The organism is Tsukamurella conjunctivitidis, from assembly GCF_007858475.1.
Lineage (GTDB): Bacteria > Actinomycetota > Actinomycetes > Mycobacteriales > Mycobacteriaceae > Tsukamurella > Tsukamurella conjunctivitidis.
The window spans coordinates 204,853-228,108 of the sequence record NZ_VIGX01000004.1 but is presented as its reverse complement, the minus strand read 5'-3'; the positions used below and the strand labels follow the sequence as shown (position 1 = coordinate 228,108).

At 72.0% G+C, this 23,256-nt stretch carries 20 protein-coding genes; 6 read left to right on the top strand and 14 right to left on the bottom strand.

What is annotated here, in order from left to right; genetic code table 11:
- Window positions 1-425: 425 nt before the first annotated feature.
- Genes FK530_RS10200 through benA form a run of 4 tightly spaced genes read right to left on the bottom strand, consistent with a single transcriptional unit; the run spans window position 426 to window position 7,507 of the window.
- On the bottom strand, window positions 426-2,957 hold the full coding sequence (locus tag FK530_RS10200) for a helix-turn-helix domain-containing protein (protein ID WP_146486896.1): 2,532 nt from the start codon (window positions 2,955-2,957) through the stop codon (window positions 426-428).
- A gap of 41 nt (window positions 2,958-2,998) precedes the next feature.
- On the bottom strand, window positions 2,999-5,587 hold the full coding sequence (gene benC, locus FK530_RS10195; RefSeq protein ID WP_146486895.1) for a benzoate 1,2-dioxygenase electron transfer component BenC: 2,589 nt from the start codon (window positions 5,585-5,587) through the stop codon (window positions 2,999-3,001).
- A 22-nt stretch (window positions 5,588-5,609) separates the two neighbouring features.
- Window positions 5,610-6,134 (bottom strand): benzoate 1,2-dioxygenase small subunit, encoded by a 525-nt coding sequence (gene benB, locus FK530_RS10190; protein WP_146486894.1) that lies wholly within the window; start codon window positions 6,132-6,134, stop codon window positions 5,610-5,612.
- Window positions 6,131-7,507: a benzoate 1,2-dioxygenase large subunit gene (gene benA, locus FK530_RS10185; RefSeq protein WP_146486893.1), complete on the bottom strand. Its 1,377-nt coding sequence runs from the start codon at window positions 7,505-7,507 to the stop codon at window positions 6,131-6,133. Before benA ends, benB begins: the two co-directional genes overlap by 4 nt.
- Before the next feature lie 207 nt (window positions 7,508-7,714).
- Between benA and FK530_RS10180 the strand changes: the two genes are divergently transcribed.
- The 5 genes from FK530_RS10180 to FK530_RS10160 are packed head-to-tail and all read left to right on the top strand — an operon-like array spanning window position 7,715 to window position 11,728.
- Window positions 7,715-8,620: a LysR substrate-binding domain-containing protein gene (locus FK530_RS10180; protein ID WP_146486892.1), complete on the top strand. Its 906-nt coding sequence runs from the start codon at window positions 7,715-7,717 to the stop codon at window positions 8,618-8,620.
- Between the two features lie 5 nt (window positions 8,621-8,625).
- Complete coding sequence (locus FK530_RS10175) at window positions 8,626-9,729, top strand: mandelate racemase/muconate lactonizing enzyme family protein (RefSeq protein WP_146487010.1); 1,104 nt, start codon at window positions 8,626-8,628, stop codon at window positions 9,727-9,729.
- 52 nt (window positions 9,730-9,781) lie between these two features.
- Window positions 9,782-10,636 (top strand): catechol 1,2-dioxygenase, encoded by an 855-nt coding sequence (gene catA / locus FK530_RS10170; protein ID WP_146486891.1) that lies wholly within the window; start codon window positions 9,782-9,784, stop codon window positions 10,634-10,636.
- Entirely contained in the window at window positions 10,636-10,926 is a 291-nt protein-coding gene (gene catC, locus FK530_RS10165; RefSeq protein ID WP_205124193.1) for a muconolactone Delta-isomerase, read from the top strand. The genes catA and catC overlap by 1 nt, the downstream gene beginning before the upstream one ends.
- Complete coding sequence (locus tag FK530_RS10160) at window positions 10,919-11,728, top strand: alpha/beta fold hydrolase (RefSeq protein ID WP_146486890.1); 810 nt, start codon at window positions 10,919-10,921, stop codon at window positions 11,726-11,728. Before catC ends, FK530_RS10160 begins: the two co-directional genes overlap by 8 nt.
- A 4-nt stretch (window positions 11,729-11,732) precedes the next feature.
- On the opposite strand, the gene FK530_RS10155 is transcribed toward FK530_RS10160, so the two are convergent.
- From FK530_RS10155 to fdxA, 4 genes are all read right to left on the bottom strand, one after another.
- Window positions 11,733-12,134: an SCO6045 C-terminal-like domain-containing protein gene (locus FK530_RS10155; RefSeq protein WP_146486889.1), complete on the bottom strand. Its 402-nt coding sequence runs from the start codon at window positions 12,132-12,134 to the stop codon at window positions 11,733-11,735.
- A 286-nt stretch (window positions 12,135-12,420) separates the two neighbouring features.
- Window positions 12,421-13,302, bottom strand: a complete 882-nt coding sequence (locus FK530_RS10145; RefSeq protein WP_146486887.1) for a multinuclear nonheme iron-dependent oxidase — start codon at window positions 13,300-13,302, stop codon at window positions 12,421-12,423.
- Window positions 13,302-14,402: a succinyldiaminopimelate transaminase gene (gene dapC, locus FK530_RS10140; protein WP_166443275.1), complete on the bottom strand. Its 1,101-nt coding sequence runs from the start codon at window positions 14,400-14,402 to the stop codon at window positions 13,302-13,304. The genes FK530_RS10145 and dapC overlap by 1 nt, the downstream gene beginning before the upstream one ends.
- A gap of 1 nt (window position 14,403) precedes the next feature.
- Window positions 14,404-14,736 (bottom strand): ferredoxin, encoded by a 333-nt coding sequence (gene fdxA / locus FK530_RS10135; protein ID WP_126194642.1) that lies wholly within the window; start codon window positions 14,734-14,736, stop codon window positions 14,404-14,406.
- A gap of 108 nt (window positions 14,737-14,844) precedes the next feature.
- On the opposite strand from fdxA, the gene FK530_RS10130 reads away from it, so the two are divergent.
- The gene (locus FK530_RS10130) at window positions 14,845-16,062 is read left to right on the top strand and encodes a NupC/NupG family nucleoside CNT transporter (RefSeq protein ID WP_146486886.1); all 1,218 of its coding nucleotides are present in this window, start codon (window positions 14,845-14,847) and stop codon (window positions 16,060-16,062) included.
- A gap of 136 nt (window positions 16,063-16,198) precedes the next feature.
- Here FK530_RS10130 and FK530_RS10125 read toward each other — a convergent pair whose 3' ends face one another.
- The 6 genes from FK530_RS10125 to FK530_RS10100 are packed head-to-tail and all read right to left on the bottom strand — an operon-like array spanning window position 16,199 to window position 23,243.
- Window positions 16,199-16,735 carry a Uma2 family endonuclease gene (locus FK530_RS10125; protein WP_146486885.1) on the bottom strand — a complete coding sequence of 179 codons (537 nt, stop codon included), beginning with the start codon at window positions 16,733-16,735 and terminating at the stop codon, window positions 16,199-16,201.
- A 38-nt stretch (window positions 16,736-16,773) separates the two neighbouring features.
- Window positions 16,774-17,541: a hypothetical protein gene (locus FK530_RS10120; RefSeq protein ID WP_146486884.1), complete on the bottom strand. Its 768-nt coding sequence runs from the start codon at window positions 17,539-17,541 to the stop codon at window positions 16,774-16,776.
- Complete coding sequence (locus tag FK530_RS10115) at window positions 17,538-20,129, bottom strand: bifunctional FO biosynthesis protein CofGH (protein WP_146486883.1); 2,592 nt, start codon at window positions 20,127-20,129, stop codon at window positions 17,538-17,540. The genes FK530_RS10120 and FK530_RS10115 overlap by 4 nt, the downstream gene beginning before the upstream one ends.
- The gene (locus tag FK530_RS10110; RefSeq protein ID WP_146486882.1) at window positions 20,126-20,479 is read right to left on the bottom strand and encodes a hypothetical protein; all 354 of its coding nucleotides are present in this window, start codon (window positions 20,477-20,479) and stop codon (window positions 20,126-20,128) included. The genes FK530_RS10115 and FK530_RS10110 overlap by 4 nt, the downstream gene beginning before the upstream one ends.
- On the bottom strand, window positions 20,479-21,387 hold the full coding sequence (gene mshB, locus FK530_RS10105) for an N-acetyl-1-D-myo-inositol-2-amino-2-deoxy-alpha-D-glucopyranoside deacetylase (RefSeq protein WP_146486881.1): 909 nt from the start codon (window positions 21,385-21,387) through the stop codon (window positions 20,479-20,481). The genes FK530_RS10110 and mshB overlap by 1 nt, the downstream gene beginning before the upstream one ends.
- Window positions 21,384-23,243, bottom strand: coding sequence for an ABC transporter family substrate-binding protein (locus tag FK530_RS10100; RefSeq protein ID WP_231706577.1), 1,860 nt, complete (start codon window positions 23,241-23,243; stop codon window positions 21,384-21,386). The genes mshB and FK530_RS10100 overlap by 4 nt, the downstream gene beginning before the upstream one ends.
- Between the last annotated feature and the right edge of the window lie 13 nt (window positions 23,244-23,256).

Here is a 23,256-nt window from a genome sequence, read left to right as displayed (position 1 = left end):
TGATGAGGCCCCTCGTCCGTCGCGGTCTCAGTCAGAACCGCACGCGGAGAACCGGTGCCGACGCACTCGGGATGGGCGGCGGCCAGGCGGGACTCGATGATCCACAGTCCGATCCCGCAGAGCACGACCACAGCACAGAGTGCCGCGACCAGCCCGGTCCTGACTTTCGTGAACTTCATCTTTCACCACCTCACCACAACTTAACCTCAATGATATTTGCTATAGCGTAACATGCGGTGCAGCCGGGCCACGAACGCACGGACGAGCGCGTCCGTCGATCCGTGCATCCTGGTTCCCAATCCGCCCGTAACAGGTCGTGGACCTGCGCCGACGTCGCTCGCCCCGGTTCGGTGGGGCAGGGCCGGCGGGTTCGGCCGGGAGTTCGGTCCCGAGTGCCTCGCCGCCGCCACGACGCTGCAGACCGTCTACCGCTGAGCCGGTCCGTCTGGTCGGTTCTCGAGCTCGCCGCCGTACCGGGCGGTGAGCTCGCCGCGGGTCGTGACCCCGAGCTTGGCGAAGATGCGGGTCAGGTGGAACTGCACCGTCTTCGGCGAGAGGTACAGCTGCTCCGCGACGCGGCGGTTGGTGAAGCCGGCGACCACGAGGCGCGCGACGTTCAGTTCGTGCGGCGTCAGGGCCGCGACGTCGGCGTCGGCCGGCCCGCCGGACCTGCCGCGTTCGCGGTCCGTGGTCTGCAGGCGCGCCTGGGCGCCGAGCGACTCGAAGACGGCGGCCGCCGCCGCGAGGTGATGGGCGGCGTCGCGCCGGTGGCCGGTGCGCCGCAGGAGCATCCCCAGATCCAGATGAACGTCCCCGGCGGCGACGGGGAACGCCTCCGCATCCGCCAGGCACCCCTGCAGGGCCGCGGCGGCGATGTCCGCATCCGGTTCCGCCAGCGCCCGCGCGACGCTCATGCGGAGCCGGGCCGGTGTGCTCTGCGGCCGGGGCGCCGCGTCGAGCAGCGCCGTCGCCTCGTCCGCTCGGCCCGACTCCACCAGCGCCCGGGCGGCCACGGGATGCCACGGCCAGAAGTCCGGTCCGACGCGCTGCGCCGCGGGGTCGACGAGCAGTGGCTGCACCGCGGCGAGCACCGCTCGGGGTCCCCCGCGGGTGGCCGCGGCCTGTGCCAGCGCGGCCGGGATCCGCTGCGTGAGGTAGCCCGTCGGTGCCACGCGTGCGGCCGCGGCGTGCCGCTCCGCGGCCTCCTGATCGCCGCGGAGCGCGCTCACCTCGGCCGCGGTCCAGTGCGCCAGCGGCGAGCACAGCACGATGCCGGTGCTGTCACCGAGATCCACCGCCTCCCGCGCGCTCGCCAGCGCGCCGTCCCAGTCGCCGATCTCGAACTGCACCCGCGCGAGCCACCCGAGGGCCCACAACGACACCCGGTGCGCGCCCCCGACGGCCTCGCGGGCGGCGGTGAGCGCCGTGCGGGCGCGGTCGAGATCACCGAGCCCGTACTGGATCCAGCCCACGCCGAGCATCAGTCGCTGGGACACCGCGACCGGTAGGCCGGTCTCCGCGAGCCCCTCGTCCACCGCGCGGGCCGCGCCGACCAGGTCTCCGGAGGCCGCGGCGCCCAGTCCCCGGAAGGCGCGGGATTCGATGGCGGGCGGTGCCTCTCCCCCCAGTTCGATCGCCCGGTCGGCCCACGCGATGAGCGCCGGGCCGTCCCAGCGCACGAGCGCGTCCAGGCCCCGTCGGTGCGCGATCCGCGCGCCCCGAAGCGGATCCAGGCGCGGGTTCACCGCCTTCCACGCCCGCTCGAGCCGGTCGAGGGCCTCCGCCGGGCGACCGGACTGGATCGCGACGTAGCCGAGAACCGAGTCCCGCTCGGGGCTGGACGGCAAGGCCTCGATGGCCGGAACCAGCTCGCGGGCCGCGCCGAGGTCGCCCGCACTGACGTAGGCGTCGACGGCGGCGATCCGCAGTTCCCGCGCGGTGGCGCCGTCTCCCGCCACCCCCGTCGCCGCCGCGAACGCCGCCGCGGCCGAGGACCATTCGCCCCGGGCGGCGAGCGCGGCACCGTCCTCCGCGAGGAGTGCCGCCAAGTCGGGGTCGCTCCCCAGCACCGCGGCCGCCCGATGGCGCAGGGCGCGGTGCGGATCGGTCACCCCCACCGCCGCCTCGTGCATCCGTGCCCGGTCGGCCCACGCCGATGCCTCCTGCACCGCCCGGGCGACGATCGGCGACGGCGCCAGCACCCGCGGGCCGTCGCGGTCGCGCCGCGCGACGACGAGTCCCCGGCCCGTGAGAGCGTCGAGCACGCTCGCGGTGATCTCCGTGCCCGCGACCGCGGCGAGGTCGGAGGGGACGGCCTCGCCGAGGATCGCCACCGCGAGCGCCACGTTCGCGGCGTGCGCCCCGACCTCCGCCAGCGCCGCCGTCACGCGCTGCCGCTCGCCCGCGGGGACCGCGTCCCCCGGCCCGCCGCCGGAGCGCGCGGCGTCGTCGAGCGCTGCGAGGGTCGCCTCGATCGCGCCCGCGGTGCACCGGTGCAGCCGCACCGCCGCGGCGGCCGCGAGGTCGAGACCCAGGGTGCGGGCGAGTGCGGCGATCTCGTCGGGGGTGAAGGCGTCGAGCGCGACGTGCACGTCCGCGCCCAGGGCACGGGCCCCGTCGGCCCACAGCGCGGAGGCCGGCGGCTCCGCCAGCGCCCTGGCCAGGGCGATCGGCGTGCCCCGCTGCGCGGCCGCGGCGAGCTCCCGCAGATCCGCCTCGGCGAGGCGTTGCGCGTCCGCGACCACGACCGCTCCGCCGGCGGCGACGGCGCGCCGCACGCGCGCGGCGTCGTGCGCTGCGTCGTGCGCTGCGTCGTGCGCATCGGATGTGCCGAGCGCCTGGACGACGGCGGCCCCGGGATGCGCCAGCATCGCCAACGCCCGCGCGCCGCGGCCGGAGCGGTCGCCGACGACGGCCAACCGCGCTCCGCGGATCCGCCGCGCCGACCAGGGGTCCATCGCCCCACGATAGGCCGGGGGCGGTTCCCCGGGGCGGGCGTTCAGCCGAGATCCCCGCCGCCGACCGGCAGCACGGAACCGGTGAGGTATCCCGCCTCGTCGCTCGCCAGGAAGCAGATCACGGCGGCCTGCTCGTCGAGCGTTCCGTAGCGGTGCATGAGACTCGACTCCAGCGTCTGGTCGATGTGCGCCTGGAACCAGGCCCGTTCCAGGTCGGTCTCCGGGGCGTCGCCGCCGCGCGGGATACGCCGCGGCGGAGCCTCGGTCCCGCCCGGGGCCGAGGCGACGACCCGGATCCCGCTGTCCGCGTACTCCATGGCGAGCGACGCGGTGAGGGCGTTCACCCCACCCTTGGCCGCCGAGTACGGAACGCGGTGCACACCGCGGGTGGCGACCGACGAGACGTTGACGATCACGCCGCGGCCGCGGCGCTGCATCGCGGGCAGCACCGCGCGGCACGAGTACAGCGTGGTCAGCAGCGACCGGGTCACCTCCGCGCCGATCTGCGCCTCGGTGAACTCCGTGAAGGGCTTGAACCACATCGCGCCGCCGACGTTGTTGACGAGTACGTCGATCCGGCCGAAGCGTTCGAGCGCCTGCGCCGCGACGTCCTGAGCGCCCGTGAGCGATTCCAGGTCGGCGACGGCGGCGACGGCCTCCATCCCGTCGCGGGTGAGCTCGTCGGCGAGCCCCCGCACCAGGTCGGAGCGATCCACGAGCAGCACCGAACCGCCCTCGGCGTGCACCCGCCGGGCGACGCGCTCGCCGATCCCCTGGGCGGCGCCGGTGACCACGACGACCCTCCCCGCGAACCTGCCGGGGTGCACGAACGCCGGGGTGCGCGCGAGTTCCTGCTCGTGCATGGCGCGTCGGGTGGTCTCCATGGACCGCTCCGCGTGGTCGGCGACCAGCGTGCGGGCGCCCTCGCGGTCCCCCGCGGCGACGGCCTCGACGATGTCGAGGTGGTCCTGGGCGCACCGCGGGTGGATCCAGGTGGCGCTCCGCAGCGTCGTGTCCATGTGGTTGCGCACGCCGAGCCGCTGGTAGGCGGCGAGGAGGTGCTCGTTGCCGGTCAGAGTGAACAGGTAGTCGTGGAAGGCGGCGTTGGCCTCGGTGTAGCCGGCGGCGTCGGTGAGCCGGTCTCCATCCAGGTACGGCACCGTCGCCTCGGCGAGCAGCCGGTATCCGGCCAGCTGTGGCGACCCGATGCGTCCCAGGACGAGTTCCAGCGCGCCGAGTTCCAGCGCCTTGCGCGCCTCGAAGACGGCGTCCGACTTGCGGATGTCGGGATGCTCCTCGCCGATCTCGTACCCGTCCGCGCCGAGCGGTTCGGGCGGCGCCGTGACCGGCTGCAGGTCGCGCGCTGTCAGGAGCGGCTGCCCGGCGAGCCCGCGGGCGTCCGGGTTCTCCAGGAGGGCGCCGCCGGCCTCGACGAGCAGGCCGTCGGAGGAGAGCGTCCCGGCGGGTATCGGTGCCGAGGCGGTGACCTCGTTCCGGACCGGGTTCGGCGCCGAGGCCTCGGCAGGTGGCGCGGCGGCGGGCGCTGAGGCCGTCACCACGGCAGGCGGCGCGGCGGGGGCCGTGGTCGCGGGCGCCGGAGAGGTGGCGGCCGGCAGGAACTTCTCGTAGTAGAAGCCCGTCGGCGTGATCCCGAGGCGGTCCAGCTCCGCCCGGAATCCGTCGATCATGGGCGGCGGGCCGCACAGGTACACGGCGACGTCGCCGCCGTGCAGATGCGCGGTACGCAGGATGTCGGTGACGTGCCCGCGGTGCGCGGCCGTGCTGTCGGCGGCGGAGACGCAGTGCTCGAAAGCGAACCGCGGCAGTTCCTCCCGGAGCCCCGCGAGCACGTCGAGCTGCGTGACGTCCCGGTCCTGCGAGACGCCGTAGAGCAGTTGGACGGTGCGGCCCGGGTCGCGGGTGCGCATGGATCGCAGCATGGACAGCATGGGCGCGAGCCCGGTGCCGCCGGCCACCAGCAGGGCGGGCCGGTCGGCCTCGCGGAGGAAGAACGATCCGAGCGGGCCGCGGAAGCGCACGCGGTCGCCGACCGCCGCCCGCCCGGTGAGCCAGTCCGACATCGCACCGCCGCCGGGGATCAGCTTGACCAGGAACTCCAGCTCCTCGTCGTCGGGGTGCGAGGCGAAGGAGTAGGACCGCTCGGCGTCGGGCGCACCGTCGGCCCCGGACCCCGGGACCACGATGTTGACGTACTGCCCGGGGAGGAAGGCGAGGCGGTCGCGCTCGTCGGCGCGCAGCCGCAGCCCGACGGTGCTCGGGGTGAGCCGCTCGAGGCCCGTCACGGTCGCGGCGAACTCGCCCACCTGCGTCTTGGCCACCGCCGAGGTGCTGTTGATCTGCAGCACGAGGTCCGAGGTCGGCGACATCGAGCAGGGCAGGCAGTAGCCCTGCTCGGCCTCCTCCGCGGTGAGCGCGTCCTCGACGTACGTCCCGCCGTCGTAGGTCCCGGATTCGCAGCGGGCCTTGCACGTTCCGCAGGCCCCGTCGCGACAGTCGAGCGGGATGTTGATCCGCTGCCGGTACGACGCGTCCGCCACGGTCTGCCCCGGGTCGACGGAGATGAACCGGGTCACCCCGTCCTCGAAGGCCAGCGCCACCTGATGCACCATGATGAGATCCCTTCCGCCCGAATCAGACGTGGTAGATGTCGACGACGTGGTGGATGTAGTCGTTCTTGAGCACCACGGTCTTACGGCGGAAGAGCGGCCGCTCCCCCGAGAAGTCCAGCGTCGCCAGCGTGGTGCCGTAGTACGGGTCGACGGTGTCGTACCGGAAGTACATGGTGTGCCAGTTGAACCGGACGTCCACCAGGTCGCCGCGGCGCTCGATCACCTCGACGTTGCTGATGTTGTGGCTCGTCCGCGGCTCGGGCAGTGAGGTGGCGGAGGAGCGCTCGGTACGGATCCGGAAGACGCGGTCCGTCAGGCCGCCCTTGTCCGGGTAGTACACCAGCGAGATCTCGGTCTGCGGGTCTTCGGTGAGCCTGTCGTCGTCCGCCCAGGCGGGCATCCAGAACTCGCAGTCGTCGGCGTAGCAGTCGAGCCACTTCTCGAACTCGCGGTCGTCCAGGAACCGCGCCTCGCGGTACAGGAACTGCTCGATGACGTGCTGGTCGACTGCGCGTGATCCGGACGCGGCGGTGGTCGGGGTGCTCATCGGACGCCCCCCTTCGCGGCGTCGGCGGCCAGGCCGGCCTGGAGGGTCTCCTGCCAGTACTTGTGCTGCACGGGATAGAGCCCCTCGTCCTCGTTCTTGACGCCGGAGGAGACGACGCCGGTCATGCCGAGCACGGTCGCGACCTCGTCCGGGCCGGTGAGCCAGTGCTCCGCGCCGCGGCTCATGTCGTTCCACTGCGCGGCGGTCGCGAGGAAGGTCTTCTGGCAGCTTCGGAACTCCTCGAGATCGTCCGGTGTCGCCATTCCCGAGGCGTTGAAGAAGTCCTCGTACTGGCGGATCCGCCAGGCCCGGTTCGCCTTCGACTCGCCCTTCGGGGCGATGCAGTAGATGGTCACCTCGGTCTTGTCCACGCTGATCGGGCGGAAGTGCCGGATCTGCGTGGAGAACTGGTCCATGAGGTAGACGTTCGGGTACAGGCACAGGTTGCGGGACCCGCGGACCATGAAGTCGCCCTTGGCCTCACCGAACTGCTCCTTGAGCTCGTCCATGCGGTCCCACAGGGGGCGGTCCTGCGGATTGCCGGCCCAGGTCCACAGGCACAGGTGCCCGTTCGGGTACGACCAGTACCCGCCGCCCGACTTGCCCCACTGCCCGGCGTCCAGGGTCTTGGTGGTGTTGCCGGAGTCGCCCGTGGTGCGGCGACTGGTGGTGGCCGCGTAGTTCCAATGCGTGGCGGTCACGTGGTAGCCGTCGGCGCCGTTCTCCGCCTGCACCTTCCAGTTGCCGTCGTAGGTGTAGGTGGAGGCGCCGCGGAGCACCTCGAGTCCGTCGGGCGACTGGTCCACCAGCATGTCGATGATGGTCGTGGTGTCGCCGAGGTGCTCCTCGAGCGGCAGCACGTCCGGGTTCAGCGAGCCGAACAGGAAACCGCGGTAGTTCCCGAACTGCGCGACCCGGGTCAGGTCGTGGCTGCCCTCGGTGTCGAACTGGGCCGGGTACCCGGCACCGTCCGGGTCCTTGACCTTGAGCAGGCGGCCGTCGTTGCGGAAGGTCCAGCCGTGGAACGGGCAGGTCAGGGTCTTGCGGTTGTCGGTCTTCTTCCGGCACAGCATGGCGCCGCGGTGCGCGCAGGCGTTGATGAGCAGGTTCAGCCCGCCGTCGGTGCCGCGGGTGATCACCACGGGCTGCCGGCCGATGTACGTGGTGTAGTAGTCGCCCGGCTCCGGGACCTGGCTCTCGTGCGCGAGGTAGACCCAGTTGCCCTCGAAGATGTACCGCATCTCCAGTTCGAAGGTCTCCTCGTCGGTGAAGATGTTGCGGTTGACGCGGTATACGCCGTCCGCGGGACGCTCGTCGATCGCGTGGTCGAGCACGTCCGCGGGCGGGGTGGGCGAGGGTTCGGTGACGGTCATCGGGAGACCTCCGGTCGGCTGGATGGCTGTGATCCCCATCACCGTCGCGCGCGGAGCCGCTCCCGCGCGCCGGGCATATCGCTAGCAACCCACCAGGGTGTCTTTATTACGTTTCAGGCATCAATTTCGAACGAATAGGTCCTGGTCTTTCCGAATCGGTGCTCCTACCGTGAGATGCACATCACATCGATCAGTGAGGAGGACGTCATGGAGCTGCGGCACCTGCGCCAGTTCCTGGCCGTCGCGCAGACCGAGCACTTCGGTCGCGCCGCGGACGGGCTGCACATCGCCGGCCCCGCCCTGTCGCGCACCGTGCGACAGCTCGAGGCCTCCCTCGGGACCCCGCTCTTCGCGCGCACCACCCGCCAGGTCGAGCTCACCGAGGCCGGGCGGGTCTTCGCCGCCGAGGTCCACCGCATCCTCGCCGAGCTCGACGGCGCCGTCGACCGTGCCCGGCTGATCGGGCAGGGCGCGAGCGGTGTCCTGCGCGTCGGCGTGACCGGATCGGCCTCGTACGGCGTGCTCCCCCGCGTGGTGCGCCGCGTGAAGGCGGCCCTCCCCGACGTCGAGCTCACCATCGACACCGAGATGCTGACGCCGCTCCAGGCCGCGGCCCTCACCGACGGCCGGCTCGACATCGCGCTGCTGCGCACCCCCGTCGCCGTCGAGGGCATCGCACACCGCACGCTCTTCGCGGAGCCGCTGATCCTCGCCCTGCCGCAGGGCCACCGGTTCGACGGTGACCCCGCGGTCACCGTCGCCGACCTCCAGGACGAGGACTTCGTGACCTACCCGGCCGACACCGGCTCCGTCGTCGACGGTGCCGTGGTCCGGACCTGCGCGGCCGCCGGGTTCACCCCGCGTCGCGCGCACCAGGTGCCGCAGACCTCCACCCTGCTCGCGCTCGTGGCGGCGGGACTGGGGATCGCCCTGGTGCCCCACACGGCCAGTTCCATTCAGCTCCCCGGCGTGCACTTCGTGGACCTGCCGGACACCGAGAGCGTCGAGCTCGCCCTCGCCTGGCGCGCCGACGACGACTCGCCCCTCCTCGCCCGCGTCCTCGATGCGCTGGGCGGGGCCGACCTCACCGCCGAACGGGGGACCGCGGCATGACCGAGCTGCGCATCACCGCCATCGACGCGATCCCGTACCGGATCCCCTACGTCAAGCCCCTGAAGTTCGCCTCCGGCGAGGTGACCCACGCGGATCACGTGCTGGTCCGCGTGCACACCGCGGGCGGGCTCGTCGGTCACGCCGACGCGCCGCCACGGCCCTTCACCTACGGCGAGACCCAGGCGGGGATCGTCGCCGTGATCGACGGGATCTTCGCGCCGCAGCTCGTCGGACTCGATGCCGACCGGCGGGCCGTCCTGCATGCCCGGATGCACCGCACCGTCGGCAATCCCGCGGCGAAGGCGGCCGTGGACATGGCCGTGTGGGACGTGCTCACACAGGCCTGGGGCACCTCCGTCAACCGCGCGCTCGGCGGCTTCACGGACCGGATGCGCGTGTGTCACATGCTCGGCTTCGACGCCCCGGCAGCGATGGCGCAGGAGGCCTCGGCCATACGGGACCGGTACGGCATCACCACCTTCAAGGTGAAAGTCGGTCGCCGCCCCATCGACCTCGACGTCGACGTGGTCCGGGCGCTCCGGAACACGCTCGGCGACAAGGCCGAGCTGTACATCGACGGCAACCGCGGCTGGACCGCGTCCGAGTCGCTGCGCGCTCTCGACATGCTCGCGGACGCCGGCCTCACCCTCGCCGAGGAGCTCTGCCCCGCCGACGACGTGCTCGGTCGCCGTCGCCTGGTGGCGAACTGCCGCATCCCGTTCGTCGGCGACGAGTCCGTGACCACCCCCGCGGAGGTCACCCGCGAACTGCTCGGCGGGGGTGCCACCGCCGTCTCCATCAAGACCGCCCGCACGGGATTCACCGGCTCGCAGGAGATCCTGGACCTCGCCAGAGGCCTCGGTGTGGAGGTGGTGATGGGCAATCAGATCGACGGCCAGCTCGGCACCGCCTGCACCGTGGCCTTCGGCGCCGCACACGCCGCCACCAGCGCCCGCGCCGGCGAGCTGTCCAACTTCCTGGACATGGCCGACGACCTGCTGACCGAGCCGCTGCGCATCGTCGACGGCGAGCTGGCCGTTCCGTCCGGGCCGGGCATCGGCGTCACCGTCGACCCCGACAAGCTCGCGCACTACCGCCTCGACGGGTGAGAATCCCCGTCCCCCAGACCAGTTCCGACATCAGCCCACCCGAGGAGAGATCATGACCACCACCGAGTTCGATGCGAAGGCCGCCGACTCCGGAGCCGGCGCAACCGCCGCCTTCCTGAAGAAGCAGGGCGCCGTCGCCGACACCCCGCCCGAGCGCGTCTCGCAGCTCGCCACCGAGGTGATCACCGCCGTGCACGACGTGATCCGCCGCCACGGCGTCACCTACGCCGAGTACGACGCCGTGAAGTCCTGGCTGATCAACGTCGGCCAGGACGGCGAGTGGCCGCTGTTCCTGGACGTGTGGATCGAGCACGTCGTCGAGGAGGTCGCGAACGCGCACCACCAGGGCAACAAGGGAACGATCGAGGGCCCCTACTACGTGCCCGACGCGCCGGTGATCGGCGCCCGCGGCCCGCTGCCCATGCGCGAGGACGAATCCGGGACGCCGCTGGTCTTCTCCGGGCAGGTCCGCGACCTGGACGGCAATGCCCTACCGGGCGCGAAGGTCGAGATCTGGCACGCCGACGCGAACGGCTTCTACTCGCAGTACGCCCCCGGCCTGCCCGAATGGAACCTGCGGGGCACCTTCCTCGCCGACGACGACGGCCGCTTCGAGATCACCACCGTGCGTCCCGCGCCGTACCAGATCCCCACCGACGGCTCGTGCGGCAAGCTGATCTCGGCGGCCGGATGGCACGCGTGGCGCCCCGCGCACCTTCACCTCAAGGTCTCCGCGCCCGGCAAGGACCTGCTCACCGCACAGCTCTACTTCCCGGGCGACGCGCACAACGACGACGACATCGCCTCTGCCGTCAAGCCCGAGCTCGTCCTGGATCCGCGGCCCGCCGCGGACGGCAACGGCGAGACCGTGGTCTACGACTTCGTGCTCGACCCGGAGACCCGCTGATGGCGCTCTACGCGGTGCGCATGGACGTGGCCATCCCCGACGACGTGGACCCCGCGGTGCGCGCCGAGGCCATCGCCACCGAGAAGGCCTACAGTCAGGAGCTGCAGCGCGGCGGCGAGTGGGTGCACATCTGGCGCGTCGTCGGCCAGTACTCCAACATCTCGATCTTCGACGTCGCCGACAACGAACGGCTGCACGAGATCCTCTGGGGCCTGCCGCTGTTCAAGTGGATGACGGTCGTGGTCACTCCCCTCGCCGGCCATCCGTCGGACGTCGCGCTCGATGGCTGAGCAGGTCCTCGACACCCGTCACGGCCCCGTCGGCGCGACCGTCGCGGGCGACGGTCCGACGGTGCTCCTGCTGCACGGCTTCCTCTTCTCCCGCGCGATGTGGGCGCCGCAGCTGAACGCCCTGGCGGACAGCGGCTTCCGGGGTGTGGCGATCGACCTTCTCGGCTTCGGCGACACCGCGCCCGTGGCGAGCGGCGGCGAGATCGCGCTGCATCACCATGCGGAGGCGGCGATCGACGTCCTGGACCTGCTCGGCGCCGAGCGCTTCGCGGGCGTCGGTTATTCGATGGGCGGCCAGGTGGCGCTCGAGCTCGCGGACCTGGCCGGACCGCGGCTCGAACGGCTCCTGCTCAGCGACACCTTCGCCGGTCTCGATACTCCCGAGGTCCGTACCGCGCGGCTGTCCCTGGCGGATCGTCTCGAAACCGAGGGCACGGCGCGCTACGGCGAGGAGTTCCTGCCCGCCGTTCTCGGGCCGACGACCGTCGCGACCCGGCCCGCAGTGTGCGCCCAGGCTCGCGCGATGATCGCCGCCGCGCCGCCCGCGGGGGCGGCGGCCGCGCTCCGCGGGCGCGCGGCGCGGCGCGATCTCAGCGCGGCGGCCGGCGCGTTCGGCGGCGACGCACGGGTCGTGGTGGGAGCCGAGGACGTCTTCGACGGCGGCACGCTGGGCGCCGGCCTGGCCGCGGCGCTCGGCACCGTCGACCTGCACGTGCTCCCCGGAACGGGGCACAGCCCGTCGCTGGAGACACCCGAGCTGTTCGACCCGCTGCTCGGGAACTTCCTCCGAGCCGCTCGGTAGCGCGTCAGGCCCCGAAGACCCGGGTGCCGACGCGCACGACGGGCCGGCCGCGCACCAGCGACCAGCGCCGCGCCCCGCTGCGGACGGCCTCCACGGCGACCCACGCGCGCTCCGCCGTCGTTCCGTGGCGGCGGAGCCATTCGATGTAGTCGCGGGCGTCGTGGGCGGAGCAGTCCGCCTTCGCGTGGCTCGCGGCGTACTCGACGAAGCCACCCGGCCAGCCCGGGAGCGCGCGCAGCGGCGGACAGGCGCGGGCCGCCGAGTTCGCCCGCTTCACGGCGAGGACCCGGCCGGTCAGCGCCGCGCCGGCGGCGTCGACGCCGGGCGGTACCCGGCCGGCGAGCAGGTCCTCGAGGACCGCCGCCTGCCGGCGCCGCAGCCGGTCGCGCACCTCAGGAGGAACCACAGCTACTCGAACTGCTCGACGAGCTGGAACCGCAGCTGCTGGAACCCCCGCAGCTGCTCGAGCTGCAGTTGGACCCGGAATCGTGGCCCGAGTGGTGCGAGCCGCCGTCGGAACCGCCGAAGAACCAGGCCGAACCGCCGCCGTCGCCCGACGAGCCGCCGCGCCGACGGGACCGCCCGCCCCGCCGACCACCGTTCTGACCGCCCGCGATGGACACGCACACGGCGATCACTGCGAAGATCACGAAGAACACCACCAGGAATTCCATCCCGCACCGCCTCGTCGTTCAGTCGATCCCGAGAACCTCTCGTAGGCACAGCATCTCGTGCCGGACGGCGGATTCGATCACGGACTCGTCTCGTTCCAGCAACACTCCGGGCAATGCCTCCCCACCTGCGGAAACGTGCCCAAGAGAACGCTGTGAATCCCGCCAGACCGCGAGCAGATCCAGAACTTCCGGACATATCGGGTCGGCGTGGGTGTCGAGGTAGAGGGCACCGTCGAAGCGGCCGCCCGCGATGTGCACGTAGGCGACGGCCTCCAGCGGATAGCGGCGCAGCTCCGCGGCGGCGTCGGCTCCGCGCGCGGTGCACGAGGCGTAGATGTTGGCCAGGTCGAGGACCAGGCGCCCGCCCGTCCGATCGACGAGTTCCCGCAGGTAGGCGGGCTCGTCGTAGCCGTCCTCGGGCCAGGCGAACAGCGCGGCGATGTTCTCCAGCGCGAGCGGCACCGGCAGCGCGGCCTGCGCGGCGCGGACGTTCTCGACGAGCACGTCGAGCGCCTCCGCGGTGCGCGGCGCCGGCATCAGGTGCCCGGCCTCGAGCACATCGTCGTGGGGCCCGGCCTCGTCGTCCAGCCCGACGGTGCCCGCACGGACGAACGCGACGTGCTCGCTGACCAGCGGTGCGTTCAGCGCCACGGCGAGCTCGGCGAGACGCTGGACTCGGAGGGGATCCGGCAGGTCCGCGCCCGCGATGCCGAGGGTCACGCCGTGTGGGACCACCGTGACGCCGAGGCGCGCGAGTTCCACGAGCTCGTCGGGCAGGCCGGCCGGGTCGACGTTCTCCGCCACGATCTCGGTGAAGGCGACGGCGCCCTCCCGCGCACCGTCGAGCAGCATCCCGGCGAGCTCGGGCCGCCATGCGGCCGAGACACCGGTGATCGCCATCAGGCCAGGCGCTGGGCGGCGGCGGCGATGCGCTCGTCGGTCGCGGTCAGGGCGATCCGCACGTGCAGTGCGCCCTGCGGACCGTAGAACTCGCCGGGTGCGGCGAGGATGCCCCGCTCAGCCAGCCAGTCGACGGTGTCGCGGCAGGGCTCTCCCCGCGTCGACCACAGGTACAGCCCGGCCTCCGAGTGGTCCACGGTGAAGCCGGCGCCACGGACGGCCTGCAGCAGTACCGCGCGGCGGGCGGCGTAGCGGGCGCGCTGCTCGGCCTCGTGCTCGTCCACGGACAGCGCGTAGGTCATGGCGGCCTGCACGGGGAAGGGCACGATCGCGCCGGCGTGCTTGCGCACCGCGGCCAACTCGGCGATGAGCGCCGGGTCGCCCGCGAGGAAGCCCGCGCGGTAGGAGGCCAGGTTCGACGTCTTCGACAGCGAGTGGATCGCGATCAGCCCGGTGATGTCGCCGTCGCAGACGCGCGGGTCGAGCACCGAGACCGGCTCGGCCTCCCAGGCCAGGCCCAGGTAGCACTCGTCGGACGCCACGATCGCGCCGCGCTCGCGAGCCCACTGCACCACCTTGCGCAGATGGTCGACGCCAAGCACCTTGCCGGTGGGGTTCGACGGGGAGTTCACGAAGACGAGCGCCGGGCGCTCCGGGCCGAGCTGGGCGGTACCGTCGGCCCGCACGGGCCGCGCCCCGGCCAGCAGCGCGCCCACCTCGTACGTCGGGTAGGCCACCTCGGGGATGACGACCACATCCCCCGCGCCGAGCCCCAGCGTCGACGGCAGCTGCGCGATCGCCTCCTTGGTGCCGATCACGGGCAGGATCGCGCTCTCCGGCAGTTCGACGGTGCCGTACCGCCGGCTCAGGGCCGCCGCGGCGGCCTCCCGCAGCGCGACGGTGCCGATCGTGGCCGGGTAACCGGGGAACGCGGATCCCTCGTACAGGGCGCGGCGGATCGGCTCGGCCACCGGATCGACGGGCGTGCCGACGGACAGGTCGACGATGCCGCCGACGTGCGCGGCGGCCTTCGCCTTCGCGTCCGCGAGGGTGTCCCAGGGAAAGTCCGGCAGGCCGGACGCCACGGGCACGCGCGGCACGTCAGTGCTCGGTGTCGGTGTTCATCGGCGGGAGCGCCTTGATGAAGGGGTGGTCGTAGTCGATCTTCCCCTGCTTGGCGGCACCGCCGGGCGAACCGATCTCGTTGAAGAAATCGATGTTCGCGGTCACGTACTCGGCCCACTCGTCCGGCACGTCGTCCTCGTAGAAGATCGCCTCGACGGGGCACACGGGCTCACAGGCGCCGCAGTCCACGCACTCGTCGGGCTGGATGTACAGCATCCGGTTGCCCTCGTAGATACAGTCGACGGGGCACTCCTCGATACATGCCTTGTCGAGCACATCCACACAGGGCTCTGCGATGGTGTACGTCACCTGTCATCTCCTTCGCACCGACTGCTTCCACCCGACAGTATTCCGCGCCGCAGGAACGTGTCACAAAGAAGTGTCGCCTAACCTGCCGGCCTGTGATTTCATTCACGGGTGCACGTAATCGTCGGTGTCTTCGGGCTGATCGTCTTCCTCCTCCTCGCGTACCTGCCTACGCGCAACGTCGCCATGCTGAAGAAGAAGGCGCCGTACATCCTCGGGATGCTCGCCATCCAGTTCGTGCTCGGCCTGGTGATGCTCAAGACCCCGGTGGGCAAGTACGTCATCGACGGCATGTCGACGGGCTTCCAGCACCTGCTGAGCTACGCCCACGAGGGCACGGCGTTCGTCTTCGGCGGGCTCGTCGACTACAAGAAGGACGCCACCAGCGGCACCCCCTTCTTCCTCAACGTGCTGACGCCGATCATCCTGATCTCCGCACTGATCGGCATCCTGCAGTTCATCAAGGTCCTGCCGCTGGTCATCAAGTACCTCGGCCTCGGGCTGTCGAAGGTCACCGGCATGCCGAAGCTGGAGTCCTTCAACTCCGTCAGTTCCGCGATCATCGGCCAGTCCGAGAACTTCATCGCGATCAAGAAGATCCTGCCCACGCTCCCCGAGAACCGGGTCTACACGCTCTCCGCGTCGGCGATGTCCACGGTGTCCATGTCGATCGTCGGCTCGTACATGGTGATGATCGAGCCCAAGTACGTCGTGGCCGCGATCGTGCTCAACCTGTTCGGCGCCTTCGTCGTCGTCTCGCTCATCAACCCCTACGAGGTCGCCCCGGAGGACGACGTCTACGCGCCGCCGGAGCAGAAGAAGCAGTCCTTCTTCGAGATGCTCGGCGAGTACATCCTCGACGGCGCGAAGGTGGCGCTCACCGTCGCCGCGATGCTCATCGGCTTCGTGGCGATCATGGCGCTCGTCAACGGCATCTTCTCAGGCCTGTTCAACGGCACCACTTTCCAGGACGTCCTGGGCTACGTCTTCGCGCCCCTGGCGTGGCTGACGGGCGTGCCGTGGAGCGAGTGCCAGTCGGTCGGCAGCCTCATGGCGACCAAGCTGGTGACCAACGAATTCGTGGCGATGCTGTCCTTCACCGACCAGAACCCCGGCGGGCCGCTGCAGCTCTCGGCCCGCTCCGAGGCCATCGCGCAGACCTTCCTGGTCTCCTTCGCCAACTTCAGCTCGATCGGCATCATCGCCGGCGCCGCGAAGTCCCTCGCACCCGTGCAGGGCGATCAGATCGCCAAGTTCGGGCTGAAGCTCCTCTACGGCGCCACCCTGGTCTCGTTCATCTCCGCGACGATCGTCGGGCTCATCTCGTAGTTTCCCGACGGCGCGCTCGGGACCCGACCCGGGCCGGGCCGGGTGGGGACACTGCCGCTCGCTTAGACCTCGTCCACTCGCCTAGCGGCTCGCGGCCTCCGATGCGCTCGACGGCAGTGTCCCCACCCGTCCCTCGTCAGGTCAGTGCGGTCGGGTCGATAGTGAGGCGGAAAGGCGCCGTGGCGTCGAATTCACTTGTGCAGACTGGACCTTCGTACGATCCGTCACGGAGGGTGAGGGCCTCGATGCTCGGTCCGCCATCGAGGTCGACGATCCAGTAGTGGGGGATGCCCACGTCGGCGTACTCGCTGCGCTTGGTCACCAGGTCCTGGCGACGGGTACCGGGCGAGAGGATCTCGACGACGAGCACCACGTCCGCGGCGACGATCTCCGTCGCAGCGCCGGTCTTCACGATCACGAGATCCGGCCGACGCACGGTCGGCGGGAACCCGCTCGCGACGATGACATCGACATCCGGCACGATCTCGATCCCGTCGGGCAGGTGCGGATGCAGCGCCAACCCGAGTCGAAAACCCGCCTTCTGATGCCTCGGCACCGGACTCGGAGACACGATCAGGACCCCCTCCTGAAGCTCCGACCGCCCCGCCGTGTCCTCCCCCAAGGCACGCCAGTCGTCCAGCGACATCAAGTCGCCTCTCCGAGCTGCGGTCATGCGCCGAGTCTAGCGCCGCGGACCGACAGGAATCGGGGCTACGACTCCGACTCGGGGTCCGCCTCGATGCCCGACGGTGCCGCGGTCCCCGCGAACGCCGCTTCCAGACCGAGGATCTTCGCACCGTCGGACGCGCGGGCCTCGACGACGCGCAGCGTGGCGAACTCGCCGACGTACCCGGCCACCGCGCCCACCACGGGCAGCTTGCCGAGCGTGTCGAACAGGCCTGCGGGACGCGGCCGCGATTCGAGCGCCGAGCGGGCCGATTTCACGGTGCGCATCACATCGCGGACCGCGCCGACGGCGGAGAAGACGCCGCCCCGGAGCTTGTCGCCGGTCTCCCGGACCGGCACCAGGTCCTGGAAGCCCGGCTTGTCGCCCAGGAGCGCGCGGGCGTCGATCTGACGGCGCGAGAGCACCCGCGCGACCAGGTCGATCTGCTCGGGAACCTGGTCCACGCCGTGCTCCCCCGCCACGCCGACCACGACGAGGGTCTGGTTCGCGAAGCCGAGGTAGGTCTGCACCGGCAGTAGGCGCGCGACGATCCCGAGCGTGCCCGGCCAGGCCACCGCCACCGTCGACACCGCGCCGACGGGGATGACCCACCAGCGCGAGCGGCCGTCGGAATCTCGTCGCAGGTAGCTGTTGACCACGGGGATCGGGGTGAGGCCGGCAAGCGTCGAGACGAAGCGCGCCCCGGCCACCGCCGGGCGCGCCACCGTCACGAAGACGCCGACGGTGCGCGCCAGCTCGAGATCGCTGACGGTGCCGGTCACCGTGCCGCCGCGCGGCTCCAGCGCGTTCACGCCGCACCCCGCTGGGCATGAGTGGTGGTGCGTTCCCGTGCGGGACGCCCGATGCCGTTCGCTATCGCGTGCAGTTCCGCCACCGTCTTCTCCGATCCGTGCGCCGATCCCGCCATGCGCGAGATCGTCTCCTCCATCAGGGTGCCACCCAGGTCGTTGGCTCCGCCCTGCAGCATGGCCTGGGTACCCGCGGTGCCCAGTTTCACCCACGACGTCTGGACGTGGTCGATGCGGCCGTGCAGCATCACCCGCGCCAACGCGTGCACGGCACGGTTGTCGCGCTTCGTGGGCCCCGGCCGCGCGGCGCCCGCGAGGTACAGCGGGGCGCTCTGGTGCACGAAGGGCAGCGGCACGAACTCGGTGAAGCCTCCCGTGCGGTCCTGGATGTCGCGCAGCACGTTCAGGTGCGTCACCCAGTGCGACGGGTTGTCGACGTGGCCGTACATCATCGTCGAGCTCGAGCGGATGCCCACCTCGTGGGCGGTGGTCACCACGTCGATCCACGCCGAGGTGGGCAGCTTGCCCTTGGTGAGCACCCACCGGACCTCGTCGTCGAGGATCTCCGCGGCGGTGCCGGGGATGGTGTCGAGGCCGGCCTCGCGGAGCCCGATCAGCCAGTCGCGCACCGACTCGCCCGAGTGGGCGGCGCCGTTGACGATCTCCATCGGGCTGAAGGCGTGCACGTGCATGCCGGGGACGCGCTGCTTGACGGCGCGCACCAGGTCGGCGTAGCCGGTGGCGGGCAGGTCGGGGTCGATGCCGCCCTGCATGCACACCTCGGTGGCGCCCACCTGCCACGCCTCCTCGGCGCGGTCGGCGACCTCCGTCATCGATAGGGTGAAGGCGTCGGCGTCGCCCTTGCGCTGCGCGAAGGCGCAGAACCGGCAGCCGGTGTAACAGATGTTGGTGAAGTTGATGTTCCGGTTGACCACATAGGTCACCACGTCGCCGACGGCGTCCTTGCGGAGCTGATCCGCCAGGGCGACCAGCGCTTCCAGGCCGGCATCATCGGCGTAGGCGAGCGCCCGGTACTGGTCGTCCGACAACCCGCCGGGGTTCCGCTCCGCGGCCCGCAGCGCGGAGAGGACATCGGACTCGACCCGCTCCGGCGCCGACAGCGAGAGCACCTGCTCCCGCACCGATTCCCAGTCGCCGAAGGCGGACCCCAGGTCGGATCGGGTGTCGGTGTTGCGCCCGTCGACGTCGATCGCGGTGTTCAGGTCCACCCGGCCCGACGACGCCCACTCCTCGTCGGGCTCCTGCCAGGGCAGACCGACGGGCATCGCGTCCGGGTCCGCAAGTCCGGTCTCGGCGTCGGCCAGGGCGGTGACGTGGGGCGCGACCCGCGGATCGATCCACGGACTACCGGCCCGGACGTACTTGGGCTGCGCCGTGAGCCGCTGTCGCAGTTCGAATCCCGCGTCGGCGGTGATCTGCGCGAGCGCGTCGAGGTCCGGCCAGGGTCGCTCGGGGTTGACGTGGTCCGGGGTCACCGGCGAGACGCCGCCCCAGTCGTCGACGCCGGCCTCCAGCAGCAGCCGGCACTCGTCCGCGGAGACCAGGTTCGGCGGCGCCTGCACTCGCATCGCGGGGCCGAGCACCATCCGGGTCACGGCGATCGCTGCGCGATAGGTCTGCAGGTCCGCGTCCAGGGCCGACCGCATCGCGGTGTCGGGCTTGGCGCGGAAGTTCTGGATGATGACCTCCTGCACGTGGCCGAAGGCCTTGTGCACCTTGCGGATGGCCATGATCGATTCGGCGCGCTCCCGCTCGTCCTCGCCGATGCCGATGAGCAGCCCCGTCGTGAACGGCACCGAGAGGCGGCCCGCGTCGGTCAGCGTGCGCAGCCGCACCGCGGGATCCTTGTCGGGAGAGCCGTAGTGCGGCTGCCCCTTCTCCGTGAACAGGCGCTCGGAGGTGGTCTCGAGCATCATCCCCATCGACGGCGCGACGGGCTTGAGGCGGGACAGCTCCTCCCAGCTCATGACGCCGGGGTTGAGATGCGGTAGCAGGCCCGTCTCCTCGAGCACACGGATCGCCATGGCCCGCACGTAGTCGAGGGTGGAGTCGTAGCCGCGCTCGTCGAGCCAGGTCCGCGCCGCCTCCCAGCGGTCCTCCGGCCGGTCGCCCAAGGTGAACAGCGCCTCATGGCACCCCAGCTCGGCGCCCCGCCGTGCGACCTCGAGGATCTCGTCGGGCTCCATGTACGCGCCGTGCCCCTCGGCCGCCAGCTTGCCCGGCACCGTGACGAAGGTGCAGTAGTGGCATTTGTCGCGGCACAGCCGCGTGATGGGGATGAAGACCTTCTTGCTGTAGGTGACCTGCGGCGTCCCGTCGGCCCCCGTCAGCCCCGCCTCCAACAGGCCCGCGTCGCGCACGCGCGCGGCCGAGCGGCAGAGGTCGTCCAGATCGTCGCCGCGGGCCGCGAGCAGCACCTGCGCCTCGTCGACGTTGAGCACCGCGCCGTCCCGCGCCCGGCGCAACGCGCGGCGCATCGCCGACGCCGTCGGCACGTACGGCTCCGCCGCGCGTTTCGGCACCGTCGGCAGCGGGAGAAGCGCGGGGGTCTGCTCTGAAGCGTCCGTCACTTCTCCGATGATGCCAGGTGTCCCGCGAGGATCGGCATCCCGATTCCACAGAGCAGGAGCACGGGCAGCCGCCAGTCGGCGTAGAGGACGATGTCGCCGCCCGGTCCGCCGAGCAGGAAGACCGCGATCACCAGGAGGAACGCGATCACGGGGAGGGCGCCGTGAACGGGCTCGCCGCCGAGGCGCCGGGCCGCGACGGAGATCCAGGCGAGCAGCGCGCCGAACAGAACCGCGGAGAGCGGAAGGGGCACGGCCCCGACGTACAGGTAGAGGTACATGGTGGCGCCCACCGCGCACACCGCGCCGCCGAGCGCGGCCATCCCGAGCAGGAGCTTGTCCACCGGCTCCATCACGCCACCCCGGCGAAGAGGTCGCGCTCGAGGCCGTCCGGGTCGGGGGCGGCGGCACCGCGGGCGAGCACGTAGGCCTCCTCGGCGAAGACCGGCTGCGCGATCCGGTTGGTCAGCGCGAGGGCGGCGCCGTCCGCGCTCACGCCGAGCTGCGTCGCGTGGGCGCGGAGCGCGGCGCGTTTGCGGTCGAGGACCGGTGCCACGTCGATCCGCGCGGTGACCCCGTGGTCGTCGTGGGCGGGCAGCTCGTCGGGCGCCGGTACGCGCCAGTCGCCGGGCAGGTCCGTACCCCGCAGTGCGGCGAGCCCGGCGTCGAGGTCCCCGCGGGAGGTCACCGTCCAGTACAGCTTCTCCACCGTCCAGGGCTCCCCTGCGACGGCGGGGTCCGCCGCCGCGTCGACGGCGGCGTGCGTGAGCAGATGCGCGGCGATGTGGTCGGGGTGGCCGTAGCCGCCGACCTCGTCGTAGGTGATCACGACCTGGGGCCGAACCTCCCGGACGATGCGCGTGAGCGCCTGCAGGGGGCCGCCGTCGACCTGCGTCCGGGGCGACGAGGCGAAGGCCCGGGGGTGCTCGGCCGCGGGGGTGCCGGCCATACCGGAGTCGCGCCACCGGCCCATGCCGCCGAGGAACCGCGGCCGCAGCACCGGTCCGGCGGGATCGCTCAGCGCGGCCAGCGCGGCCGTGAGCTCGCCGATGCGGTAGCCGCCCAGCTGGTCGGCGTTGTCGGCGGTGAGCTGCGCGAAGCGCGGCTCCATCACCTCGCCCTCCTCGCCGAGCGTGCAGGTCACGACGGTCACCTCGGCTCCCTCGGCGAGGTAGCGCGCGATGGTCCCGCCGGTGGTGATCGTCTCGTCGTCGGGGTGCGCGTGCACCAGTAGTAGCCGCCGACCGCTCGTGCGCGTCACTTGCGGGCCCACCCCTCCACGCCGGTGAAGACCCCGTCGCGCGGCGTGCCCTCGAGCGTGACGCCCTGGACGGTCGGTCCCACCGCCGTGAGCGTCACGTCCTGCAGGATCGGCAGCACCGTCGCGCGGGACCACAGCTGCGCGTCGATCGCCGCGAGGTCGATGGGGCCGCCGCGCAGTCCGTCGAGCGCGAGGCCCTGCAGGTCGGCGTCGCACAGGCCGGAGAGATTGCCGCCGACCGTGGTGGCGGCGGGGTCGTTCTCGAGGTTCGGCGCCTGCGCCGTCGTGGTGGTCGTGGGACGCTGGCCACCCTCCGAGGGGGGCGCGGGGCATTCGACGCGGGAGGCGAAGCGCTCCGCCGGCGTGGGCCCGGCGCTGGACCAGCCGACCACGGCGTCGACGGCACCGTCGAGCAGCGCCGTCCCGGCGACCACCTGCGGCTCCAGCGTCACGACCGAGGCGAAGACGCCCATGGCCCGGAGCTGGTCGGTGGCATTGCTGGCGACTGCGAACGCGGCGACATTGCCCTGCGGCACGCCGATCCGCAGGAACATCGGCACCCCGTCGCGCACGTACTGCTGCACGTTCTCGCCGGGCGACGGCGACGGCGGTACCGGCAGCGCCGACGGATCGGTGCTGGTGCTCGGGCTCCCCGGCTCGGTCGTGGCGGGCGGCGGCGTCGGCGGCACGCTCTGGCTGGGCGGGATCGGGGCGTTCTGCAGCGTGTAACCGGCGGCCGCGAGAGCCTGCTCGAGCCGGGCCTTCGCCTCCGCCGGCGCGGGGCGCGCCGGCATGGTCGGGACGTAGCCGGCGTCCGACGGTGCGAGCACCTGTGCGCGGGCCGGGCGCACGGCGTCGCCGCCGGAGCCGACGGTGGTGAGCAGGTCGACGTTGACGGCGTCGAGCAGGGCGCGGCGCACCTCGACATCGGCGAGGAACTTCGAGCGGGTGTTCAGCGTCAGCGAGAGCACGCGGGGATCGACCTGCTCGATCGCGCGGACCTCGTAGATGGAGGTGAGCTGCGCGAGCAGCGACGGCCCGCCGTGCATCGAGACCACCTGCACGTCCCCGGTGCGGACGGAGTTGGCGAGCTGGGTGTCGGTGCCGCCCTTGCGGAGCACGACGCGGTCGACGCGGGCCGGCTTCATCCAGTACCTGTCGTTGCGCTCCAACGTCACCTCGTCGCGCGCCACGTCGACCTTCTTGACGAGGTAGCCGGCGCCCGAGGCCGGGATCTTCTCCCGCATGGCGCCGTTGAAGCCGCCCGGCGATCCCTTGACGAGGTGGCTGGGCAGCAGGTTCTGGAACAGCGACCGCCACCCGGGCAGCGGCGCCTTGAGGGTGACGATGACCCGCTTGCCGCCGGCGCCGGAGGCCACCGACTCGATCTGCCGGTACGGCGCCGAGCCCACCGTGTCCGGTGCGGTGGTCATCGACTGCCAGAGGTACACGAAGTCCTCGGCCGCGATGGGAGCACCGTCGGACCACTGCGCGTCCTGCCGGATGGTGTACGCGATCTGCAGCGGCGCGGGGTGCTCGATCGTCGGGATCAGATCGGTGTTCTGCGCGAGCGTCACCCGTCCGTCCTCCCCGCGGACCTCGCGGAAGACGCTCGGGAGCGTCATCGCGGCGAGCGCCCGCGAGGCCGAAGACGAATTGGACGCGAGGTGCGGGTTGAAGCCCGGGCCCAGGCCGTCGATCGCCACCTGCACGGTGGCGCCGGTGGTCGCCGGCGCCTGCGGCGGCGCGGAGGTCTCCGAGCCCGGCACCGCCGGCGGCGGATCCGCGACACACGCGGTCAGGGTCGTCGCGAGCAGCGCCGACGCCATCGTCAGCCCCAGGGACCTACGCCGCACTGCTCGTGCCTCC

Bases quoted from the DNA above. Each gene is read 5' to 3' on its own strand.
- benC (WP_146486895.1), bottom strand. From the start codon at position 5,587: ATGGTGCATCAGGTGGCGCTGGCCTTCGAGGACGGGGTGACCCGGTTC.
- benA (WP_146486893.1), bottom strand. From the start codon at position 7,507: ATGACCGTCACCGAACCCTCGCCCACCCCGCCCGCGGACGTGCTCGAC.
- FK530_RS10200 (WP_146486896.1), bottom strand. From the start codon at position 2,957: ATGGACCCCTGGTCGGCGCGGCGGATCCGCGGAGCGCGGTTGGCCGTC.
- catA (WP_146486891.1), top strand. From the start codon at position 9,782: ATGACCACCACCGAGTTCGATGCGAAGGCCGCCGACTCCGGAGCCGGC.
- FK530_RS10125 (WP_146486885.1), bottom strand. From the start codon at position 16,735: ATGACCGCAGCTCGGAGAGGCGACTTGATGTCGCTGGACGACTGGCGT.
- FK530_RS10110 (WP_146486882.1), bottom strand. From the start codon at position 20,479: ATGGAGCCGGTGGACAAGCTCCTGCTCGGGATGGCCGCGCTCGGCGGC.
- benB (WP_146486894.1), bottom strand. From the start codon at position 6,134: ATGAGCACCCCGACCACCGCCGCGTCCGGATCACGCGCAGTCGACCAG.
- FK530_RS10145 (WP_146486887.1), bottom strand. From the start codon at position 13,302: ATGGCGATCACCGGTGTCTCGGCCGCATGGCGGCCCGAGCTCGCCGGG.
- catC (WP_205124193.1), top strand. From the start codon at position 10,636: ATGGCGCTCTACGCGGTGCGCATGGACGTGGCCATCCCCGACGACGTG.
- FK530_RS10160 (WP_146486890.1), top strand. From the start codon at position 10,919: ATGGCTGAGCAGGTCCTCGACACCCGTCACGGCCCCGTCGGCGCGACC.
- FK530_RS10180 (WP_146486892.1), top strand. From the start codon at position 7,715: ATGGAGCTGCGGCACCTGCGCCAGTTCCTGGCCGTCGCGCAGACCGAG.